The organism is Thermoflavimicrobium dichotomicum, assembly GCF_900114055.1.
Classification (GTDB): domain Bacteria; phylum Bacillota; class Bacilli; order Thermoactinomycetales; family Thermoactinomycetaceae; genus Thermoflavimicrobium; species Thermoflavimicrobium dichotomicum.
In genome coordinates this window covers 147,773-169,877 of the sequence record NZ_FORR01000001.1, presented here as the reverse complement: position 1 = coordinate 169,877, position 22,105 = coordinate 147,773, and the positions used below count along the sequence as shown (strand labels likewise).

The 22,105-nt window shown below is 42.3% G+C and carries 19 protein-coding genes, 1 tRNA gene and 1 other RNA gene; 15 read left to right on the top strand and 6 right to left on the bottom strand.

All coding sequences use genetic code 11. The features are described from left to right. Nucleotides 1-68 precede the first annotated feature (68 nt). Nucleotides 69-429, top strand: a transfer-messenger RNA (tmRNA) gene (ssrA, locus tag BMZ78_RS00765). Between the two features lie 21 nt (nucleotides 430-450). Then, nucleotides 451-526: transfer RNA gene (locus BMZ78_RS00760), tRNA-Thr, on the top strand. 357 nt (nucleotides 527-883) lie between these two features. On the opposite strand, the gene BMZ78_RS19525 is transcribed toward BMZ78_RS00760, so the two are convergent. Then, on the bottom strand, nucleotides 884-1,231 hold the full coding sequence (locus BMZ78_RS19525; RefSeq protein ID WP_425263900.1) for a C40 family peptidase: 348 nt from the start codon (nucleotides 1,229-1,231) through the stop codon (nucleotides 884-886). Between the two features lie 107 nt (nucleotides 1,232-1,338). Continuing rightward, nucleotides 1,339-1,509: a hypothetical protein gene (locus BMZ78_RS18660; protein ID WP_175482221.1), complete on the bottom strand. Its 171-nt coding sequence runs from the start codon at nucleotides 1,507-1,509 to the stop codon at nucleotides 1,339-1,341. A gap of 360 nt (nucleotides 1,510-1,869) precedes the next feature. Here BMZ78_RS18660 and BMZ78_RS00750 point away from each other — a divergent pair, with 360 nt between their 5' ends. Beyond that, nucleotides 1,870-4,038, top strand: a complete 2,169-nt coding sequence (locus BMZ78_RS00750) for a DUF3427 domain-containing protein (protein ID WP_093227123.1) — start codon at nucleotides 1,870-1,872, stop codon at nucleotides 4,036-4,038. Here BMZ78_RS00750 and mutT read toward each other — a convergent pair. Continuing rightward, a complete protein-coding gene (gene mutT / locus BMZ78_RS00745) occupies nucleotides 4,015-4,419 on the bottom strand; it encodes an 8-oxo-dGTP diphosphatase MutT (protein WP_093227667.1) in 405 nt (134 codons plus the stop codon). The genes BMZ78_RS00750 and mutT overlap by 24 nt on opposite strands. A 342-nt stretch (nucleotides 4,420-4,761) precedes the next feature. On the opposite strand from mutT, the gene BMZ78_RS00740 reads away from it, so the two are divergent. The 5 genes from BMZ78_RS00740 (at nucleotide 4,762) to BMZ78_RS00720 (ending at nucleotide 10,569) form a co-directional block, all read left to right on the top strand. Next, nucleotides 4,762-6,231, top strand: a complete 1,470-nt coding sequence (locus tag BMZ78_RS00740; RefSeq protein ID WP_093227121.1) for a catalase — start codon at nucleotides 4,762-4,764, stop codon at nucleotides 6,229-6,231. A gap of 522 nt (nucleotides 6,232-6,753) precedes the next feature. Then, a complete protein-coding gene (locus BMZ78_RS00735) occupies nucleotides 6,754-8,205 on the top strand; it encodes a sigma-54 interaction domain-containing protein (protein ID WP_093227119.1) in 1,452 nt (483 codons plus the stop codon). 212 nt (nucleotides 8,206-8,417) lie between these two features. Continuing rightward, nucleotides 8,418-9,623: an acyl-CoA dehydrogenase family protein gene (locus BMZ78_RS00730; protein ID WP_093227117.1), complete on the top strand. Its 1,206-nt coding sequence runs from the start codon at nucleotides 8,418-8,420 to the stop codon at nucleotides 9,621-9,623. Further along, nucleotides 9,620-10,072, top strand: a complete 453-nt coding sequence (locus BMZ78_RS00725; RefSeq protein WP_093227115.1) for a pyridoxamine 5'-phosphate oxidase family protein — start codon at nucleotides 9,620-9,622, stop codon at nucleotides 10,070-10,072. The genes BMZ78_RS00730 and BMZ78_RS00725 overlap by 4 nt, the downstream gene beginning before the upstream one ends. A gap of 65 nt (nucleotides 10,073-10,137) precedes the next feature. Continuing rightward, on the top strand, nucleotides 10,138-10,569 hold the full coding sequence (locus BMZ78_RS00720; RefSeq protein WP_175482220.1) for a VOC family protein: 432 nt from the start codon (nucleotides 10,138-10,140) through the stop codon (nucleotides 10,567-10,569). A gap of 148 nt (nucleotides 10,570-10,717) precedes the next feature. On the opposite strand, the gene BMZ78_RS00715 is transcribed toward BMZ78_RS00720, so the two are convergent. Further along, nucleotides 10,718-13,135: a heavy metal translocating P-type ATPase gene (locus tag BMZ78_RS00715; RefSeq protein WP_093227111.1), complete on the bottom strand. Its 2,418-nt coding sequence runs from the start codon at nucleotides 13,133-13,135 to the stop codon at nucleotides 10,718-10,720. Between the two features lie 187 nt (nucleotides 13,136-13,322). Then, nucleotides 13,323-13,523 (bottom strand): copper ion binding protein, encoded by a 201-nt coding sequence (locus BMZ78_RS00710; protein ID WP_093227109.1) that lies wholly within the window; start codon nucleotides 13,521-13,523, stop codon nucleotides 13,323-13,325. 483 nt (nucleotides 13,524-14,006) lie between these two features. On the opposite strand from BMZ78_RS00710, the gene BMZ78_RS00705 reads away from it, so the two are divergent. From BMZ78_RS00705 to sat, 6 genes are read left to right on the top strand one after another with little or no spacing between them, the layout of a single operon-like run. Continuing rightward, complete coding sequence (locus tag BMZ78_RS00705) at nucleotides 14,007-14,909, top strand: sulfite exporter TauE/SafE family protein (protein WP_093227107.1); 903 nt, start codon at nucleotides 14,007-14,009, stop codon at nucleotides 14,907-14,909. Nucleotides 14,910-14,935: 26 nt separating this feature from the next. After that, a complete protein-coding gene (locus BMZ78_RS00700; protein ID WP_093227105.1) occupies nucleotides 14,936-15,748 on the top strand; it encodes a sirohydrochlorin chelatase in 813 nt (270 codons plus the stop codon). 12 nt (nucleotides 15,749-15,760) lie between these two features. Then, the gene (locus tag BMZ78_RS00695; protein WP_093227103.1) at nucleotides 15,761-17,386 is read left to right on the top strand and encodes a nitrite/sulfite reductase; all 1,626 of its coding nucleotides are present in this window, start codon (nucleotides 15,761-15,763) and stop codon (nucleotides 17,384-17,386) included. Next, nucleotides 17,383-17,616, top strand: a complete 234-nt coding sequence (locus tag BMZ78_RS00690; RefSeq protein ID WP_093227102.1) for a DUF3906 family protein — start codon at nucleotides 17,383-17,385, stop codon at nucleotides 17,614-17,616. Before BMZ78_RS00695 ends, BMZ78_RS00690 begins: the two co-directional genes overlap by 4 nt. 13 nt (nucleotides 17,617-17,629) lie before the next feature. After that, nucleotides 17,630-18,352: a phosphoadenylyl-sulfate reductase gene (locus tag BMZ78_RS00685; protein WP_093227100.1), complete on the top strand. Its 723-nt coding sequence runs from the start codon at nucleotides 17,630-17,632 to the stop codon at nucleotides 18,350-18,352. A 19-nt stretch (nucleotides 18,353-18,371) separates the two neighbouring features. After that, on the top strand, nucleotides 18,372-19,538 hold the full coding sequence (gene sat, locus BMZ78_RS00680; protein ID WP_093227099.1) for a sulfate adenylyltransferase: 1,167 nt from the start codon (nucleotides 18,372-18,374) through the stop codon (nucleotides 19,536-19,538). Nucleotides 19,539-19,646: 108 nt separating this feature from the next. Here the strand turns inward: sat and BMZ78_RS00675 are convergent, their stop codons facing one another. Next, entirely contained in the window at nucleotides 19,647-20,945 is a 1,299-nt protein-coding gene (locus BMZ78_RS00675; protein ID WP_093227097.1) for a homocysteine synthase, read from the bottom strand. A 405-nt stretch (nucleotides 20,946-21,350) separates the two neighbouring features. Here BMZ78_RS00675 and BMZ78_RS00670 point away from each other — a divergent pair, with 405 nt between their 5' ends. After that, nucleotides 21,351-22,052, top strand: coding sequence for a TerC family protein (locus tag BMZ78_RS00670; protein ID WP_093227095.1), 702 nt, complete (start codon nucleotides 21,351-21,353; stop codon nucleotides 22,050-22,052). Nucleotides 22,053-22,105: the final 53 nt, after the last annotated feature.

Here is a 22,105-nt window from a genome sequence, read left to right as displayed (position 1 = left end):
ATTGCATTTTAAAATAGACCTGTTATAATATAGAGACGTAGCCAGTCGATCTCATGTTCCTCAAGTACGGGGGCGTTTTGGGATTCGACGGGGACAGATCGAGCGTCAGTAGCGAGCCGAGGGGCTGCGCTTCTCGTTAAACACGCAGGGCCAAATGTAACTGGCAAACAAGAAAACTACGCTCTAGCTGCTTAATTAACCAGCTAGGATCCGCTTCTCCATCGCCTACGTGGAGCTGTCGGGTCTCACCGTTAGTAGGCTAGCTGACCAGCTCGCCACAGGCTGGAAAGTGAAATCTTCGTGGCTGGCCTGTGAAATCGCCTGTCACTGGGCAGTTTTGCAGGTGAGAATATAATACAGTGACTGCGCTCGGAGAATCTGGCGTGGCGATGTCTTCGGACAGCGGTTCGACTCCGCTCGCCTCCACCAAGAATCCAAATGGCATAACACGCTGGTGTAGCTCAGCTGGTAGAGCACTTCACTCGTAATGAAGGGGTCGCAGGTTCGAATCCTGTCACCAGCACCAGAAGGCTTTCAGCGATTTTCACTGAAGAGGTCACACTGGGACAATTTTTTGTACGAGCTAGACCACTTCACTGCATGGATTTGATCATGTGGGGAGTGGTTTTTTTGTTGCTTAAATTTGCATTTGAGGATTTTTTGGAGTAGGCAACACAAAACTAAATTTATGGGAACAATCTTAAAGAACAAAATGAGAAATACAATCCACTCAGTGGGATGGATATATGGCTACCTTCATTCTAATCGTGAGACTAGATTGAGGGTCGCAATCAAAATGAAGTAGTTTGTATGTAGACAAAGAGCAAGACCATTTCAATGCCTGAATTTTAATCAGTTATTGAAGTGGTCTTTTTTGTTGATGCTAATATTCTGGAAGAACACGCTTTGCTACAACGAATCCTTCCTTAAGCCATCCTTGTTCTATGTTGTCGTATCGCACCCCACCCGGCCCCCATGTATGGAGGATTTGGTTATTGCCTGCGTAGATCCCTACATGACCTATGTTGTCACCTGTATCATTTCTCTTAAAGAAGAGTAGATCACCCTTACGAATTTCTGATTTTGGTACAGTGATTCCTACATTCGCTTGTTGACGGGAATTACGTGGAAGATCAATGCCATAAAGCCCGTATAAATACTGAACGAATGAAGAACAGTCAAAAGCATCGGTTTGACCTGATTTTGCTCCAAGGTGATAGGAAGTCCCGATATACCTTTCGCCTGTTTGAATAATTTGGTCTGCTAACCATTGAGAAGATTGATTTCTTCCTTTTTCTGTTGTTCTTGGTGAAGTGATCCTTTCCGGTGTTCCCGGTTTTACTGGATTTGGGTTCTAAAGTCAGGAGCAGTTTCATAAGAAGTCGGTTTCGGTCTGATTGCTTGATCTCGAACAGATCCTTGTTGTTTTGGCTGTGTGGTACAACCTACGGTTACAACCAACAGGCTTGCTATGATGAGCATTTCGAACATGTATAAGAACTTTTTCATGCCACTCCTCCTTATATGGTTGTAAGTTATCTTTTGTAGTTAAAAATGCATTTATGTATAGGTAAAACCCTGATTGTTAACTGAATTAAACGATTTAGAATAGAGCGATGATCTACGACGGATATATTCTGACTATCCTGGAAGAGAGGCATGGATACCATTATCAGGTCTTCTGGGAACCAAATGAATCGAAGTTCTTTCACTCGTAATGAAGAGGAACAAGGTTTGAGTCAAACATCAGCACCAGAAGGCTCCAAACTTGTATAATCGCCTTCATCCTGCAAAGGGATGAAGGCTTTTTCGTATTTAGGAATACAGAGTTATTAATCCGCTTCCCTTCTTGGAAAACAGGGATTCCGCATGAACTTCGGTATTTATTTCATGCTTTTTTCAGGTTATGTACCAAGTATGCAAGCAATACATTGTTATTATATAGCGCACAGGGATGAACTGTTAGAGGGAGCAATTGAGACATTTAATAAAGTATTTAATCAACCGAACCTATGTGGAAAAATGACGGGGCAGAAAAAAGAGATTGAGAGGAAATTTTTATTTAGCACGATCCAAACTTTGCATAGAGAAGAGAATCTAAAAAAGTTTTCTCCAGATGAGTTTGATTATATTGTCATAGATGAGTTTCATCATGCTCAGGCTTCTACATATACCAAAGTGTTAGAGTATTTTCGACCTAAGTTTTTGTTAGGATTAACAGCTACACCTGAGAGAATGGATGGAAAAGATATTTTAGCTTTATGTGATTATAATGTAGTTTATGAGATTCGGTTACGTGATGCGCTGGAAGCTGATCTATTGTGTCCATTCCACTACTTTGGTGTTGTAGATAAAACAGTAAATTATGATGAAATTCCATTGTCTCAAGGCACTTTGGATGAACAAATATTAGTTAAAGCATTAAGTACAAATAAGCGTGTAGATTATATTATTGAGATGATTAATAGATATGGATATGATGGGGATCGATTAATTGGATTAGGATTTTGTGTAAATGTTGAACATGCAAAGTATATGTCTCGGGAGTTTAATAAACGAGGATATTGGACGACCTATCTAACCGGAGAAGATTCACCAGAAAAAAGGAAGAAGATTATAGAACAATTGGAAGATGAAAATGATCCACTAGAGATTATATTTACCGTAAATATTTTTAATGAAGGAGTAGACATTCCAAAGTTAAATCTTATTTTATTTTTACGTCCTACCGAATCTTCTACTGTATTTATTCAACAATTGGGGCGTGGTTTGCGGAAGGCAGAAGGGAAAGAATTTGTTACCATTCTTGATTTTATAGGGAACTATCAAAGGTCTTTTATGATACCGTTAGCTTTGGCAGGTCAGACGAATAATCATATGTTTGACAAAGATTTATTACGAGTAGCGGTTCAAAATGAATTCGCAGATTTACCTAATGGATCTTATGTGGAGTTTGATCGTATTTCCAAAAAGCAAATACTAGAAAAGCTAGAGCGAGTTCGGATGGATTCAGCAGAAACACTTAAAAACTTTTATGTTCAATTAAAGAAAGATCTGGGACGTTCACCTGAAATTAAAGATTTCCTTTATATTGAAAAAGTACCGAGCCTTTACTTTTTCCTTAATCGCTTTGGTAGTTGGATTCGCACAAAAGAAAAGATGAAAGACTTAAACGAATTTGATCAAAAACTTCTTGAAAATACATATGCTGTAGAGGTTGTGGAGCGAATCGAGCAGATGCTCCCCATTAAATGGCCTTATGAACTGGCTATTTTAGAACTTGCCTTAAAAAAGCAACAGGTAATGGTAGAAGACGTAGTAGAACATCTTCAGCAACGTTTTGCACTGGAAATGGATATTGAAAAACACCAGGGATTAATAGTACAAGCTATGGCTAAATTAGCTTCTCCTTATAAAAAACAGAATTGGATATTTGGTTCGATAGATAATCATGTCTTTTATGTAAATGACCGTTTTATCGAGATGGTACGTAATGATGATGAAATAAGAAGTTATGTTGAAGAGCGATTAAATTATGGAATGATCGAGTTTCGTAGAACTTTTAAACCAGAGTACTTTTTAGGAAAAAATAAGCGTTTAATTTTATATCAGAATTATACACGTGATGATATCATCTTTTTATCTGAGTCAGGTGCAAAGCCGGGGTCATGGAGAGAAGGAGTTCGTAGGGTAGGAGAACATTACTTTTTATTTGTAAACTTGAAAAAGAATGAAACAGTAGAGGAACATTTACGTTATCAAGATTATTTTATAGATCAATCTACATTTCATTGGCAGAGTCAAAACCAAACATCACATGACTCCTCTGTTGGTCAGAATTATATTCATCATAAAGATAGAGGGTATCATATTCATCTATTTGTCCGTAAATTTGAAAAGATGCATGGGATGACTCTGCCATTTACCTATCTGGGTGAAGTAGATTATGTTGAGAGCCATGGCGATAAGCCAATGAATATTATTTGGAAGCTACACCATCCAGTACCTGATGATCTATTTATAGATCTTATTAGCTAACAGCTTTTTCACTGTTGGGATATCTGCTGGAGCCCAATTCAATTGTTGGAGCACGTCGAGAGGGATCCATTCGATCTTGGCGTGCTCTTTTGCTTGAGGTCTTCCATCGATAATTTTCGCTTCATATGTAATTAGATTGACGATTATATGTGGATATACATATTCAACTTCCTCGATTTTGTCATAGACTTCGATTGTACAACCCAATTCTTCCTTGATCTCGCGAACTAATGTCTCTTCAGCAGTTTCTCCTTCTTCGATTTTCCCTCCAGGAAACTCCCACAAATTCGGAAGTGACATGGTTGGCGAACGTAAAGCACACAGGATTTCATTCTGATCATTGCGAATGACTGCGCCGCACACCTTTACTTTTTTCATAATGATGATCTCCTTCATTTTAGAATTGCGTTGTATAGTATGATAGCACGAATCCTAAGCTTGGATCTGGTGCTGATTAAAAATAAGATTTACGAAAGTAGGAGTCCTAAGAGAATCACTATTGCTTCGGGAAATATGAGGACCTGGCGACATATGGAATCCCAGACTCTGTTCTTTTAGTCAATCCGCTTATTATTATCAGAATATTTAATTAATAATAATTTGTATAATATGTGTTGCCAAAACGAAATGAAAATGATAATCTTTATTTAACGATATCAATTACTTATTAATAATCATTATTAAATAGAGTTTATTTTATTATGCCAGGAGGTTTATGGAGAGATGAAAAACAAAAAAATCCTTACCACCAATCAAGGAGCCCCTGTTGCGGATAATCAAAATTCAAAAACAGCAGGCCAGCATGGTCCCACTTTGCTCGAAGACTATCATTTGATCGAAAAGCTGGCTCATTTTGATCGTGAGCGTATACCCGAACGAGTGGTTCATGCTCGTGGAGCAGGGGCTTATGGTGTTTTTGTCACTTCACAGAGCATGGCAAAGTATACCCGTGCCGCTTTTTTGCAAGAACCGGGGACTGAGACACCTGTATTTGTTCGTTTTTCGACCGTGATTCATCCAAGTGGCTCGCCGGAGACACTTCGTGATCCACGTGGATTTGCAGTGAAGTTTTATACGACGGAAGGAAATTATGATTTGGTGGGTAACAATTTACCCGTGTTTTTTATCCGCGATGCGATCAAGTTTCCGGATATGGTACATGCACTAAAGCCAGCTCCCCATACCAATATTCAAACGCCGAATCATTATTGGGATTTCATGTCGTTTAGTCCTGAATCGACACACATGTTAACTTGGCTTTTCTCCGATCTGGGAATCCCGGCGAACTATCGCCAAATGGATGGCTTTGGAGTTCATGCTTTTAAATGGGTGAATAAAAAGGGCGAGCATGTATATGTCAAATATCACTGGAAGTCACTTCAAGGGGTAAAAACGTTAACGGCTGAAGAGGCAGAAGTGATCGGAGGTAAAAACCACAGCCATGCCACAGAAGATCTTTATCAAGCGATTGAGGCAGGCCATTATCCAAAATGGGATCTATATGTGCAAATTCTACATCCTGAAGATATGGATTCCTTTTCGTTTGATCCTCTTGATCCAACGAAAGTATGGCCAGAAGATGTCCTTCCACTTGTGAAAGTTGGGACGATGACCTTGAACCGGAATCCCAAAAACTTTTTTGCAGAAGTGGAGCAGTCAGCGTTTGCGCCCAGTGTGATGGTGCCTGGGATCGAGCCATCTGAAGATAAACTGTTACAAGGAAGATTGTTCTCCTATCCAGATACACAGCGTCACCGTTTGGGACCGAATTATTTGCAAATTCCAGTGAACTGTCCTTTTGCGCCTGTCCATAATCATCAGCGGGATGGATGGATGAATGTCAAACAGGATCCATCACCGATCAATTATGAGCCAAACAGTTATTCAGACAGTCCAAAAGAGGCACCAGCGTATAAAGAAAGTCAATATGAAATCAGCGGGCCGGTTGTTCGTAAGAAGATTGCCAAAGCCGATGATTTTACCCAGGCAGGTGAACGCTATCGCCAGTTTACCCCAGCTGAACGCAATAACTTAATTAAAAACTTGGTCAATGATCTTAAAGCTGTCAATCGTGAGATCCAACTACGTGCTATTTGCAACTTCTATCGTGCAGATGTAGAATACGGCTCCAGAGTCGCAGAAGGACTGGGAATCGATATCAGTGACTTTGTTTTGAAACAGCCAGCGGAGTAACCTATTTATAGAATGCGAGCGAGAAAACACCCATAGCTTAACCTATGGGGATGAGAGCGAGCTTCGGACGAGGGATGGTGTTAATCTTCTTGCAAGCATGACAATTTTTGGTATCATCAAGGCAAGCTGATCTTTCGCTAGGCTGAAAAGCGAAAACCAAGCAATAGGTCTAGTTTGAAAAAAAAATTTTCACCGCTGGACTAGCGGGTTGAGCTTGGTCAATATCCTGTCAGTAGATAGGAGTTCCCAAGAATCCCCTGCGCTTACGCATGGGGAGTGGTCAAACCCGTCGCCTGGTGCAAGTGGGCGACCTTTTCTTTTTTTCTATTCTAAGAAGAAATGAATAGATGGTGCATTTCTTAACCACTTGATATATAATAAATTCAAAACATAAATTATTCGAAAAGTTAGGCGAATTGAGGCAGGTTTCTTCATGAGCATAAATTCCACATTTAGATCCTGAATTTTCGTCGCATTCATTATTGCTCTAACGCATCAAGGCTAAAAGTGAGGGAATTGTTAATGAGTGATGCAGAAGTTCGGGAACATTCTTTTAAATTAAAGGAACAGGAATGGGAAGAAATCTTTCATTCTTGCTTTGACGGGATTTGGGTGGCCGATCACGAAGGAAAAACGATCTGGGTCAATAAAGCTTATGAACGCCTCGCAGGCATTGAAGCAAAAAGTGTACTCGGGAGAAGCGCACAGGAGCTGATGGAATCAGGTGTATTATCGTATTCGGCGATTCCAGGTGTAATGAAAACCCATAAACCCGTGACGATCATCAATAAAATGGGCGACAAGCAATTGCTGGTAACCGGTGTTCCGGTTTTTGACGAGAACCATAAACTGTCACGCATTGTCTGCAACGTACGAGATATTACCCAGCTTACCGAGCTTCAAAAAGAGATCGAGAAAAAGAGAAAGTTAATCCATCACTATGAGATGGAAATCCAGAAACTTCAGGAGCAGCTTCAGACACTGGGCAATGCACCCATTATGAAAAACAAAACTATGGTCCAACTTTTTGAAACAGCCAAACGTGTGGCTTCCACCCAATCCACTGTACTGATTCTGGGCGAATCTGGAGTAGGAAAAGAAGTCTTGGCTAATTGGATTCACCGAATGAGCCCACGCAGTGCACAACCCTATATAAAAGTGAACTGTTCTGTTTTACCGGAAAGCTTAATTGAGTCTGAACTGTTCGGCTATGAAAAAGGTGCTTTTACTGGTGCACAAAGCGGGAAGGCGGGACTGTTTGAAGCGGCAGACAAAGGAACAATATTTTTGGATGAAATCGGGGAACTTCCTTTAAGGATGCAGGCCAAGCTGCTCCGTGTGTTGCAAGAAAAAGAAATCCAAAGAATCGGGGCTAGACAAGCCATACCTGTCGATGTCCGGGTAATTGCTGCGACTAATCGTTCTTTGGAGAAGATGGTTGCCGATGGATTATTCCGTGAGGATCTATATTATCGGTTAAATGTGGTTCCCTTTACCATTCCTCCTCTCCGTGAACGAAAAGAGGATATCCCGCTGTTGATCGCTCAATTTCTGAACGAATTCAGAAGAATCTACAACCGGGAGGTCGAAATCAGCCCGGTGGTTCTCGATAAGTTAGTGCATTATCATTGGCCAGGAAATGTCCGGGAATTAAAAAATATCATTGAACGGTTAGTTGTCATCACCACCAAAAAAGAGATCACCCTCGAAGATCTCCCTGAATACCTGCGAATGAGTCCCACTCCCCCTGATTCACTGTGGGAAACGCCTCCATTGACAATAGCGCTAAAGCACTATGAAAAACAGTTAATTATCAAGACGCTCGAGAAATGCCGGTCGATTCGTCAAGCCGCACGGCTTCTAAAAGTGGACCATTCTACTTTGGTTAGAAAGATTCAACAACTCGAAATCGATTATAAGTCGATACTGGGAAAAAATATTCCACATAATGGTAACACCTCTTTTAAAGCTTGAATTTTTAAAAGAGGTGTTTTTTTGCACCAAAAAAAGTTGGGATTGGTGATATATTTCACCAATTGTAAAGAAAAAATGACTCTCCATTAAATAAACCCCGGTTTTTAGACTTGGCACGAAAATTGCTAATAATCTATAGCAAACCACTTCATATAGGCGGATACCCGCTTTTATCTGTGTGCCATAAAGATTTCAATACAGGAGGTTTTTGCATGGCATTAAAACTCCAAAGAAGTTCCCAGGAAATCATCAGTATTGTCAAACGTTTGGCAATTGACAACTTTGCACCCCGTGCTGGCAAGTATGATCAGGAAAACAGTTTTCCCTATCAGAATTACAAAGACCTGCAGGAATACGGGATTCTCGGACTGGTCATCCCCAAGCAATACGGCGGACTTGGAGCGGATTCTCTTTTGTTGGCGCAAGTTTTAAAGGAAATCGCCAAAGGTGATGGATCCACCGCGAATACTTTTAACATGCACTGCTCAGTCATACACATTTTAAACGAAATGGCAAATGAAGAGCAAAAGAAACGGTTTTTCTCGGAAGTTCTCACACATGGAAAACTTTTTGCTTCTGTCACGAGTGAACCTTCAAGCAGCCTCCGGGGAGCGTTCAAACCCAGTACCATCGCTCGGAAGGTGCCAGGCGGCTATGTGGTTACCGGTACGAAACACTTTGCATCGTTAAGTTCTGCGGCCGATTATTTCAATACGTTATGTTTTCTCGAAGGAGCGGAATCGATGGAAGATGGCGCCATTATGCTCGTGATCCCCCGCGAGAGCGCCGGCGTCACCGTGAAAGAGACATGGGATGCCATGGGGATGCGGGGAACTGCGAGCAACACCGTTCATTTTAACGAGTGCTTTGTGGAAGAACGAAATGCTATTGGAGCTCCTGGGGATGCGCTTCGTAAAAATGTTACAGATATTTATTCTTTTGGTTTTGCGTCTGTCTATACCGGTTTGGCGGAAGCCGCCCTGGACTTTACAACGCATTATGTAAAAAACACAACCTTTAAGCCGGATCCACATCCCATCAGCCATTATCCAAATATTCAACAAAGGGTTGCTGAGATGGCTGTGAAAATTGAAGCTGCCAATCAATTGTTGGCACACGCCTCCTATGTTCGAGACCATGGCAGTGAAGAGGAACGGGTGGTTCCTATCACACTCGCAAAATACTTTGCTACGGAAATGGTCCTGGAAGTCACCGATATGGCGATTCGCATCTGCGGTGGGCGGGCTTATATGAAGAAGTATTCGCTGGAACGAATTCACCGTGATGCACGTGCAGGGATGGTGATGCCTCCCAACAATGACAAATGTCTGGAGATCATAGGGAAAGCAAGTCTCGGTTTTGAAGTTTCAGGCGGTTGGTTGCCAAAATCAAAGCAAAAAGGCGGTGATCCAGCATGAAAAAGATTGCCATGGTTTTACCCGAAGACGTTGTCCAACAACTACAGGGCGAAAAACTGGTATTTGTTGTAAGTGTGAACACTGCCGGAGAAATCCATGCAACAGCAATTTCCTGGCTGGTGGCAGTGGATGAAAGCCTGATCCGGTTTGCCATATCGCCCAAATCCCCTCTTCTCGAAAATATAAAGCAGCAACCAAGAATCAAAATTTTGGTAACACTTCCTGGTTATGTGTTGGCGATTGAAGGAAGAGCACGAGTGCAACCGCAACCCATTCCGGATGTCGCATTTCCGATGTCGTGTGTGGAAGTGGAGGTAGATCAGGTGGATGACATTATGTTTTACGGAGGACTTGTCATCTCGGAAGCAAAGTATGAAAAAACCTATTCTGCCGAGTTGTCAAAAAAATTGGATTCCGCAATCTACAAAACGTTGCGTGAAGCGAGATAAAGAAATATCTTTTTACAAATATTGTGCAATCAAAATTTAAATCAATCTTGAAAGGAGACTGCATGATGAGACTGTCGAAAATTGACCATGTGAGTGTAGCGGTGACTAATATTGAAAAAGCAAGGGATTTTTACGGCCGGATTTTAGGGTTGCAGCAAATTCCCCGACCGGACTTTAACTTTCCAGGTATTTGGTACAAGCTGGGCGACGTAATGATTCACATAATCAAGACAGCAAGGGAGCCTAAGAATGTGGATCGTGCTGATATCTCAGCGCAAGACGCCCATCTTGCCTTTCGTGTAGAAAGTGTCGAAGAACTTGAGAATATCATAAAAAAACTGGAGGATGAGGAAATACCCTGGTATGAGTTGGAAAATGCGCCAAGTGGTTTGCGGCAGCTCTTCTTTAAAGACCCGGATGGTCACATGATTGAAATCGTCACACCGGATCCAAGTAATCCCCATTACGAATCAGTGTATTTAAAATACTATGTTTAAATGATCCTTTCCTTGAGCGGATCTGGTCTTTTGACTGGAGCCTCTACTGAAAAAGCCTTCTTTTTGGTGTTGGGGTTCCTTTTCTGTTTCGCTTCCGCTACTGGAAAAGGAACCCTTTGTTTGTCCACAACCTTGCGGTTTTAACATCTTACTGTAACTTTTTGATTTTTTGCAAGCGCAAGGCATTGAGTACAACAGAGACAGAACTGAGGGCCATGGCTGCTCCGGCAACCCAAGGGGCCAAAAATCCGAGTGCAGCAACTGGAATGCCAATACTGTTATATGCCAACGCCCAAAATAAATTTTGTTTAATGTTGGCCATTGTTTTTTTACTCATCCAAACGGCATCTGCGACGCTGTTTAAATCCCCGCGCATTAAGGTGATATCTGCTGCTTCAATAGCCACATCAGTTCCGGTGCCAATGGCCATTCCGATATCAGCAGTAGCGAGGGCAGGGGCATCATTGATTCCGTCACCGACCATGGCAACTTTTTTGCCCTGGTTTTGCAGCTTTTTCACTTCATTCGCTTTTTCTTCAGGAAGTACCTCAGCTAAAACATGCTGAATGCCCACTTGCCTGGCAATTCCTTGAGCAGTACGCTCATTGTCTCCTGTAACCATAAACACTTCGATGCCTAATGCTTTTAGACGTTCGATGGCTTGTTTTGATGTTTCCCTGATGGTGTCTGCTACAGCGATGAGACCTGCATACTTCTGGTCAATGGCAACGAGCATGGAGGTTTTGCCTTCTTGTTCCAGTTTTTGCATGTGTCTTTCTACTGCTTCGATTGAAATGTGGTGTTGTTTCATCAGTTTGCGTGTACCGATCAGAACCTCTTGACCTTGAACCATGGCCCGAATGCCATATCCGGGTATGGCTTCGAAATGGTCTGGATCTGGGAGTGAAACTTTTTTAGCTTGAATCCCTTCCAAAATGGCTTGCGCCAGAGGATGCTCCGAACTTTTTTCAGCTGCTCCGACCAGTTTCAGGAATGTTTCTTCTGGGAAGCCAGTGGCAGCGATCAGGTCCGTGAGTTTCGGTTTCCCATGGGTGATGGTTCCGGTTTTATCCAGGATGACAGTATTGATTTGCTGAGTGGTCTCCAGATGTTCTCCACCTTTAAACAGGATGCCGAGTTCTGCAGCACGGCCTGATCCAGCCATAATGGAAGTAGGAGTAGCCAAACCCAGGGCACAGGGACAAGCGATCACGAGTACAGCGATGGCTTTTTCCAATGCAGAAGCAAATTGGCCTGGTTCCCCGATGAAGTACCAGATCAAAAAGGTAACAAGAGCAATGCCTGCGACAATGGGAACAAATATACCTGAAATTTGATCGGCAATCCGTTGAATGGGAGCTTTTGATCCTTGCGCTTCTTCCACGACACGAATAATTTGGGCCAAGGCTGTTTCTTTTCCCACTTTAGTAGCCCGAATAATGAGACGACCCTGTTTGTTGATGGTTGCACCGATGACGGAATCTCCAGGTTGTTTTTCTACGGGAATGCTCTCACCTGTCAGCATGGACTCGTCAACGGCAGACAATCCTTCCACAACTTCTCCATCCACCGGAATTTTTTCACCTGGTTTAACCAACAATAAATCTCCTTGAACAACTGCTTCAACGGGAATCTGAGTTTCTTGCCCATCTCGAAGGACAATGGCTGTTTTCGCCTGTAAACCCATCAGTTTTTTAATGGCCTCAGAGGTACGGCCTTTGGCTTTAGCTTCCAGCCATTTGCCAAGCAGGATCAGAGTGATCAGAATCGCACTGGTTTCATAGTAAAGGTTCACCATATGATGGGAACCATGTAGAGGTGTTGTTAGGGTTAAATAGAAACTGTAGAAATAAGCTGCTGATGTCCCAAGTGCAACAAGGACATCCATGTTCGCGCTTTTATTGCGCAGAGCTTTATATGCTCCGATATAAAATCGACCACCGACGAGAAACTGGATGGGAGTGGCCAAAGCGAGCTGAAACCATGGGTTCATAAAAATATCTGGCACCCAGATAAAAGAAGTAAAGGAAAAATGACTGACCATTGTCCACAAAAGCGGGAGAGATAAAATGGCAGAAAGGATAAATAACCTTTTTTGTTTTTGTGTTTCTGATTGACGATGATCCTGTTCTTCACCTTTTTCTTCTTTTATTTTTGCATCATAGCCGAGCTGTTTTACTTTTTGTATCAGATCTTCTGGACTGACTTCTGCTGGAGAGTATTCCACATGTGCTGTTTCCAATGCGAAATTTACAGTTGCTTGAGATACACCCGGCAGCCTGTTTAGACCTTTTTCAATCCGGTTGGCACAGGCAGCGCAAGTCATTCCCATGAGATGCAATTCAACAGTTTCGTTTATGGTTTGGAATCCTAAAGCCTCTACTTTCTTTTCGATTTCTGTTAGATCCACTCTCTCAGGGTCATAGGAAACATTTGCTCTTTCTAGAGCAAAATTGACGTTGGCTTCCATGACTCCATCCATTCGCGATAGAGCTTTTTCAATCCGATTCGCGCATGCAGCACAAGTCATTCCAGCTATTTGAATGGAGATTTGTTTTGTTGGCATGAGGGTGGAGCCTCCTTCTAATGATTGGGAGTCTTATACCCTCATAGGGTATAATTTATATAATAAATAACTCTTCCGATATATAGGAAGAGAAGTGTTCTGGATTCGAACCGATTTCTCAATAGATTCGACCGTATTTTTTTCAGGATGAGAAATCGGTTTTTTATTTTTACGGTTAGGTTGAGAATCAGATGACATCGTATCCTTGGTCTTCAATGGCTTCTTTAATGGAAGCAAGGCTGATTTCTCTTTCATCATATTCAACTGTGACGGTTTGGTTAGATAAATTTACTGTAGCCGAAGCTCCCATATTTTTCAATGTGCTTTCTATGGTGTTCACACAGTGTTGGCAAGACATACCTTTTACGTTTAATATTTCTTTTTTCATGTAGGATCCCTCCATCTCTCTAATGACCAGTATTCCCGAAGTTTGTCTATTTAGTAATCACAGGAGTTCGACTTATATCTATATAATACAATACCCCTGTAGGGTATGTAAAGGATGATTTTATTCATATTGAAAAAGGGTGTTCAGTTGTTCATTGGAGCAATCATGTCTGATTTATCGAGGTGAAACTTGTGATATAGGAACTGAATGCTTTGAAGATGTGAAGGATTATATGGTTTATTCGGCAGGATCCATCATTTAATGAATAAGTATTTTAGTATAATAAAGGATATTTAAGTATTGACACATTTTTATCATTTATAGTACAATCCTCGTAACAATATATAAGTAAACTAATAGGAATTATAATAATTGGTCCATCTTTGATAAATCGGGCATTACCAAAATAAGTATTTATTTTTTATCTGATAAAACAGACTAAATTAATATGAATTATAGAGATTGATAAAGGTGGGATCCAAAATGCAGCGGCTCATTGTATTGGCTTTAATCGGTTTTGTCGCTCAACTGGTAGATGGGGCATTAGGGATGGCTTATGGAGTCACTTCTTCTTCTCTTCTATTAATAGCAGGTGTAGCTCCTGCAGTGGCTTCCGCTTCCGTACATATGGCAGAAGTCGTAACGACAGCCGCATCGGGCATTTCACATCTTCGTTTTGGAAATGTAGATAAGCAAGCCGTGGTTCGCTTGGTTATTCCCGGCTCCATTGGAGCGTTTTTAGGCGCTTGCTTTGTTAGTTATTTGCCCGGTGACGTGGTGAAACCTTATGTTTCTACTTTCTTGCTTCTACTCGGTTTTTATGTGCTGTTTCGTTTTTTGATGATGAAGAGAATCACACAGGAAAAAAACGAGAGCAAGCCATTGCCAAAAAAAGAGCGTCGTTTTCTTGCTACACTGGGACTGGTTGCAGGGTTTGTTGATTCCACAGGTGGGGGAGGTTGGGGGCCTTTAACCACTCCTGTACTGCTTTCACGAAAGAATACGGAAGCACGCAAAGTGATCGGAACCGTTGATACCAGTGAATTTGCTGTAGCTGTTTCTGCTACGCTGGGTTTCTTCATTTCATTGGGATGGGAGCAAATCCGATGGGAATGGGTGATCGCCCTGATGATCGGAGGGATTATTGCTGCACCGATTGCTGCTTGGCTTGTTAAGTTAATGCCGGCACGTATTTTGGGTGTGCTTGTAGGCGGGCTCATTGTGATTACCAATTTGCGAAATATTATCAACTCCTTTTCCTTTATTCCAGCAGGTTGGCAGAGCCATATTTACATTATTTTTGGGATTCTGTGGGCTGTAGCTGTCAGCTATGTAATTATGGCACATTTGAAACAGTCGAAATTGAAAAAGGAATTACCTTTATAGGAAACAAGGTGGGAAGGAGGGGGAGTATGGAGGCGGTGCTTTTTGTCGGGCACGGCAGTCGGGTTCCAGAGGCCAATGAAGAGTTACTTCGTTTTACACGGAAAGTATCGGAACAGCTGAAGACACCTATACGGGAAACCTGTTTTTTAGAATGGGAATCACCAGATATTTCGCAAGGAATTGAAGTTTGTATAAAAAAAGGTGCGAAAAAAATTACCTTGCTGCCCATTATGCTCTTTTCGGCTGGACATATGAAGGTAGACATACCGATGGCTATTTCTGAAGCTCAGAGAAAACATGCTCATATTCAATTTGAGTATGAACAGCCCATTGGTGTGGATAAAGGCATGTTGCGGATTTTAAAGAGACGCCTGCATGCGGTACAGCCAAAACCAGGAAATGATACAGCGGTTTTGATTGTTGGACGTGGTTCCAGTGACATGGATGCCAACAGTGATTTGTACAAAATCGCACGGATGTTTTGGGAACAAACGCAAGTCCGATGGGTAGAAGTGGCCTATTATGGAGTAACGTATCCGCGGTTTGAAGAAGGATTGGAGCGTTGCCTGGCCTTGGGTGCCAAGGAGATTGTTGTGCTTCCTTATTTGTTGTTTACCGGAGTCCTCATTAAACGCATGGAAGAAAATTTAAAGCAGTTTCAAGCAAAAAATCCAACCATCTGTTGCAAGATGAGTCGTTATCTGGGAGCGGATGAAAGTTTGGTTCATTTTTTCCTGGAGCGAATGCAAAAAAAGGGAAGAGTCCCTGAAGATTTGGAAATCCGGCCAGAACCCTATCTTTCCCACTCTTCTTTGGAGATCCAAGCAAAAACAGGATAAGGAGTGAATAGTATGGCGAAAAAGTGGCCATGGGCAGATCGAGCAGATCAACTGAATCAAGTGGAACAATTAAAACTAAAACAAGATGGATTAGACATTATCGATGAAATTATCCATATTTATGCAAAAGAAGGATTTGAGTCCATTCCAGAGGAAAAGTTTGCGCTATTTAAGTGGGCAGGTGTTTACCAACAAAGACCCAAATCTGATGGGTACTTCATGCTGCGTGTACGGATTCCAAGCGGAATCCTGACCAGCAAGCAGGTCCGCGTCATTGCACAGCTTGCACAGGAATATGGACGGGGACTCATTGATGTCACTACTCGACAGGCGATTCAGTACCACTGGTTACGGATTGAACATTTCCCGGATATTTTCCGGAGATTGAATGAAGTCGGACTTCATTCGTGGGAAGCTTGCGGAGACTGTCCGCGAAACATTGTGGGTAACCCATTAGCGGGAATTGACCCCTATGAGTTAATCGATACACGCCCGATCGTCGAAGAGCTGGAAAAAACGTTCCTGCTAAACCGGGAATTTTCCAACCTGCCACGGAAATATAAAATTTCTGTTTCTGCAAGCATCTATAACCCGGCCAATGCCCAAATCAATGACTTGGCTTTCACCCCGGCAGTCAAAGAAATCGATGGAGAAGAAGTGGTAGGTTTCCATGTATGGGTAGGAGGAGGATTGTCCAACCGGCCGCATTTGGCTAAGCAGTTAGATATTTTTGTTCGCCCGGAACAAGTGGTGGAAGTGGCAAAAGGGATTACCACTGTTTTCCGTGATTATGGATATCGGGAAAAACGCCATAAAGCAAGATTGAAGTTTTTGGTGGCAGATTGGGGCGTTGACAAATTTCTGGAAGTGCTGACAGGAGTCATTGGACCTTATCCTTCACGCGGGATCGACAAAACCGTTTCCTGGAATGCAGGTTACTTCAATGGCGTTCACCCGCAAAAGCAAAAAGGATTGTATTATGTTGGGCTTAATATCCCGATTGGGCGAACCTCTGCCGATGAGTTTTTCCAACTGGCTGATCTTGCTGACAAATATGGATCGGGTGGACTGCGGACCGTTAATACACAAAATATCATCATTCCTGATGTCCCGGAAGATAAGGTAGAGCAATTACTCGAAGAACCCCTCTTGAAACGCTTGTCGCCCAAGCCAAAAACCTTTACTGGATATGCTGTCTCCTGTACTGGAAATGAGTTTTGTAATCTGGCATTGACAGAGACTAAAGACTTGATGAGACGAGTGGCGGAGTACCTGGATGAAGAAGTCGAGTTGGATACACCGATTCGATTGCATATCAATGGGTGCCCGAACTCATGCGGACAACAACAAATTGCCGATATTGGTCTCATGGGTGGAAAGATGAGGACTGCCAAAGGCATGGTTGAAGCCTATACGATTTCGATCGGAGGGCATTTGTTTGGAGCAGGGAAGTTTAATACACAATTAAAAGGGCGCATACAAGCAGATGAGGTCGCCCCTGTACTCAAAGGGCTTATTCTCTTTTACAAAGAGCAAAGAAAGCCGAATGAAACGTTTGGCCAGTTTGTGGAGCGAGTAGGAATTGAACCGTTCCAGCAACGTTTGGATTTGCTGTTAAGTCAGGAGGTTTCTGGGTGAGCAAGCAAGAAGAACTGTTTCTTTATCGTGTACAAGTAAAGGAGGAAACCAAAGGCACGATGTATATCGTCGTGCTCGCTCCTTCTGATGAAAAGGCGTTTGCTTTTGCCGAACAGGAACTGGAACGACACATGATTGTCACTCCAAAGGTGAAAGAATGGCTGTTACTTGAGAAAAGACGTGTCCATTCGGGTTCAGGGTATGTCATTGATCCAACAGAAACAGAATGAGGGAGGAAGAAATATGAGTCAGGTTGTAAAAGAGTTTCCATCCAAAGAAGAATTAAAGCAGGTAGCACAGGAATTGAGAGATGCCCATCCGATTGAGATCATTCGATGGGGACTGGAACGTTTGGGCACATCAGCTTTTACCTTTGCATGCAGTTTTGGATATGAAGATGTGGCACTCGTCGATATGGTTTTGGAGGTAGACCCAAGTATAGACATCTTCTATCTGGACACAGACCTGCACTTTCCTGAAACATATCAAACACGAGATCGTTTGGCTGAACGTTATCAGAAAGAGTTTATCCGCGTTGCTACAACGTTAACGTTAGAAGAACAAGCAAAACAGTATGGTGAAAAACTTTGGACACGAAATCCGGATATATGTTGTCGGTTGCGGAAAGTGGAGCCATTAAAAGAGTTTTTAAAAAGATATCAAGGCTGGATTACAGGGATTCGCCGTGAACAGGCTCCCACTCGTGCACATACGGAAGTGGTTGAGTATGATCAAACATTTGGCTTGGTAAAATTGAATCCATTGGCATTTTGGAATTCAAAACAGGTATGGAACTATATCCATGAAAAAAATATTCCATACAATCCATTGCATGATCAAAACTACCCAAGTATTGGCTGTTTACCATGTACACGCCCTGTTCAACCAGGAGAAGATCCAAGAGCAGGACGTTGGGCAGGCACACAGAAAATCGAATGTGGACTCCATAATACACCGTTGAAATAGCTGGAAAGGAAGTTGGCAGATGATCACACCACATGGCGGAACATTGGTACAGCGAGTACTGCATGGAGAACGAAGAGAAGAGTGGTTGGAAAAGGCAAAACAGTTTCCTTCTCTAACCGTTTCAGAAGTGACCCGATCCGATTTGGTATGTTTGGCTACAGGCATTTTTTCACCGTTAACCGGTTTTATGAAGGAAGAGGATTATATTTCCGTTCGCGACCAGATGAGGTTGGCTGATGGTACGGTCTGGAGTATTCCTGTCACTTTGCCGGTGCCTGAAGAGCTGGAAGAAACCGTTCGTCGAGCCGCTTATCTTGCTTTGCGAGACCCAAATGGGATGATTCTTGCGGTTGTCCAAATCGAAAGTGTATACCGTGTGGATGTGGAGGAAGAAGCAAAAAAAGTATTTGGGACCAATGACGTCAATCATCCAGGCGTTGCCCGTTTAGTCAACCAGAGTTCCCTTTATGTGGGTGGGGATATCTGGCTTTTGAATCGTCCTGATTTTGGTGTGTTTGCTTCTCACTACTATGAACCGGCAGAAACACGGAAAATTTTTGCCGATCGTGGTTGGCGGAGAATTGTAGGATTTCAAACGAGGAATCCTGTTCACCGAGCCCACGAGTATATTCAAAAATCCGCTTTGGAAACAGTGGATGGGCTTTTCCTGCATCCTTTGGTGGGAGCGACCAAAGCGGATGATATACCAGCAGATGTGCGTTTGAAAAGCTATGAAGTCATTTTAAAAGAATACTATCCAACAGAGCGGGTCTTTTTAGGCGTTTTTCCAGCGGCAATGCGATATGCTGGTCCGCGTGAAGCGATTTTTCATGCCATTGCCCGAAAAAATTATGGTTGTACTCACTTTATTGTCGGTCGGGATCATGCGGGTGTAGGCAATTATTATGGTACCTATGATGCGCAAAAGATTTTTGAACAGTTCACGGCAGAAGAATTGGGCATTACCCCTCTCTTCTTTGAACACAGTTTTTACTGCAGGCGATGTGCAGGAATGGCTTCTTACAAAACATGTCCGCATCCATCAGAGTACCATGTGATTTTGTCCGGTACCAAAGTACGTCAAATGCTTTATGCAGGTGAAATGCCACCACCTGAATTTTCACGTCCAGAAGTGGTGCAAGTATTAATTGAAGGATTAAGGAAAAAACAAACCGTTTCAAAGTAGAACCACATTTAGAGATGAAATAAATAAGATCAGTTTTGTGAACCAAATAGAATACAAATAAAAAACAGCCTTTGTTTCCAAAAAAGAAGCAAAGGCTGTTTTATTTACTTAAGCATTAGCATTTTGGCTTTTTCTTAATGCTTGATCCAAATCCTCAATAATATCTTCTACTGATTCGATCCCAATCGATAAGCGTACCAATTCAGGCGTAACTCCTGTGGCCAGTTGTTCTTCTTCTGTTAATTGCTGATGAGTCGTGCTGGCTGGATGAATGACCAGTGACTTCGCATCTCCGATGTTTGCCAGATGCGAGAAGAGTTTTAATTCCCGGATCAATGCTTTTCCAGCTTCCAGTCCGCCTTTGATTCCAAACGTAAGGATTGCGCTTTGGCCATGTGGGAGATACTTTTGAGCTAGATCGTAAGACGGATGGCTTTTGAGCCCCGGATAGCTTACCCACTCTACATTCGGATGGCTCTCTAAAAATTCAGCGACTTTCAATGCGTTTTGACTATGACGTTCCATGCGGAGATGAAGTGTTTCGAGGCCTTGCAGAAGCAAGAAAGAATTAAATGGTGAAATCGCTGCACCGACATCTCTCAAGAGTTGAAGTCTTGCTTTTAAGATGAAAGCAGCCTCTCCAATATCGTTTACATAGGAAAGTCCATGATAGCTTGGATCCGGCTCATGGAAGTCCGGGAATTTGTTCTTCGGCCAAGGGAATTTGCCTGAATCAATAATTACTCCGCCAATCGTTGTTCCATGGCCGCCAATAAATTTGGTTGCCGAATGGACCACAATATCTGCACCAAATTCGATGGGACGCAGGAGATACGGAGTTGCCACTGTATTATCGACAATGAGTGGGATTTCGGCTTCATGGGCAATATGGGCTACCTGTTCAATATCAAAAATATCTAATTTCGGATTTCCGATGACTTCAGCAAAGATCGCTTTTGTCTTTGGGGTAATGGCTTGTTTAAAGTTGTTGGGATCACGAGGATCTACAAACTTTACATGGATACCCAGCTTGGGCAGTGTATGATGAAATAAGTTATAGGTTCCTCCGTACAAGCTGGAAGAGGATATAATTTCATCACCACTCTTGGCGATGTTAAGAATGGCATAGGTGGTAGCAGCCTGTCCGGAACTGACGGCCAAAGCGCCTATTCCGCCTTCCAGGGCAGCGATCCGTTTTTCGAAGACATCTTGGGTAGGATTCATGATACGTGTATAAATATTTCCAGGCTCAGCCAAGGAGAAGAGATTGGCAGCATGTTCGGGAGAGTCAAAAGTGTATGAGGATGTCTGGTAAATGGGTACAGCTCGTGAACGAGTGGCAGGATCAGGTTCTTGCCCGGCATGAACCGCTTTTGTTTCAAGCCGCCATTGTTGTTGGTCACTCATAAAATCATTCCTTTCTTTTTTATATTAATCTATAATTCCTATCTGTTTAGTTGATTTTAAACGAAAATGTTTTGTATGACAAGGAGGAAAATTTGTTCTTTTAATAAATGGCGAATGAGGGGAACTTTTTTGTTTACCCGAATGGAGTTGATTACCATTACTCTATCTTTTCTAAAAATTTTATTGACTAAAGATATCATTTCGATTATTATAGTAGAGGAATTTTAATAGAATCATTTCTTTTTGAGTTAAAGGGGAGTAGCTATTACAACAAAGTCGTCATTACAGGCATTGGCCTCGGCTTTGTTGGCAACATTCGATGTTGTTAGCAAGACCTTTACTTTTTCGGCATGAAAAAGTAAAGGTCTTTTTATTTCATATGGATACCAAATAAATTTGGGGGGTATGAGTTTCATGGGTGTAACAGAATTTTTAACTGCTTTATTGTCCATTGTCATCATTGATCTGGTGTTGGCAGGAGACAACGCCATTGTATTAGGCTTGGCGGCGCGCAATCTTCCCAAGGACAAGCAAAAGAAAGTGATTGTTTGGGGAACGATTGGAGCGGTAATTGTTAGAGCACTGGCGACACTGGCAGTGGTATGGTTACTGAAAATTCCAGGTTTGTTGCTGATGGGTGGTATCGTTCTAATCTGGATCGCAGTTAAGCTATTGATTGAAGAAAAAGATCATAATGTCGAAGCGACCAGTAGTATGTGGGCGGCGATTCGCACCATTATTATTGCAGATGCTGTCATGGGATTGGACAATGTATTGGCGGTAGCAGGGGCGGCTCATGGCAGCTTTTGGCTGGTTTTGCTGGGGCTTATGATCAGTGTACCCATTATGGTATGGGGTAGTACCATGATTCTAAAACTGATGGAGAAGCTCCCATGGATTATTTATGTCGGTTCAGGTGTATTGGCATTTACAGCTGCGAAAATGATTGTGGATGAAAAGTTGATCACCATGTATTTCCAGGATCCTTTGATCAAATATGGATTTATTTTGATTGTGGTGGCCATTGTGCCATGGGCTGGACATTTGTTTAAAAAACTGAAGCACAAAAAGCAAGTTCAGATCAGAGATGTGGATTACGCGGAATAAGAAGGCAGGACTTTTGAAACAAAAGAGTTTGGATGCCTGCCAAGCAGATGGTT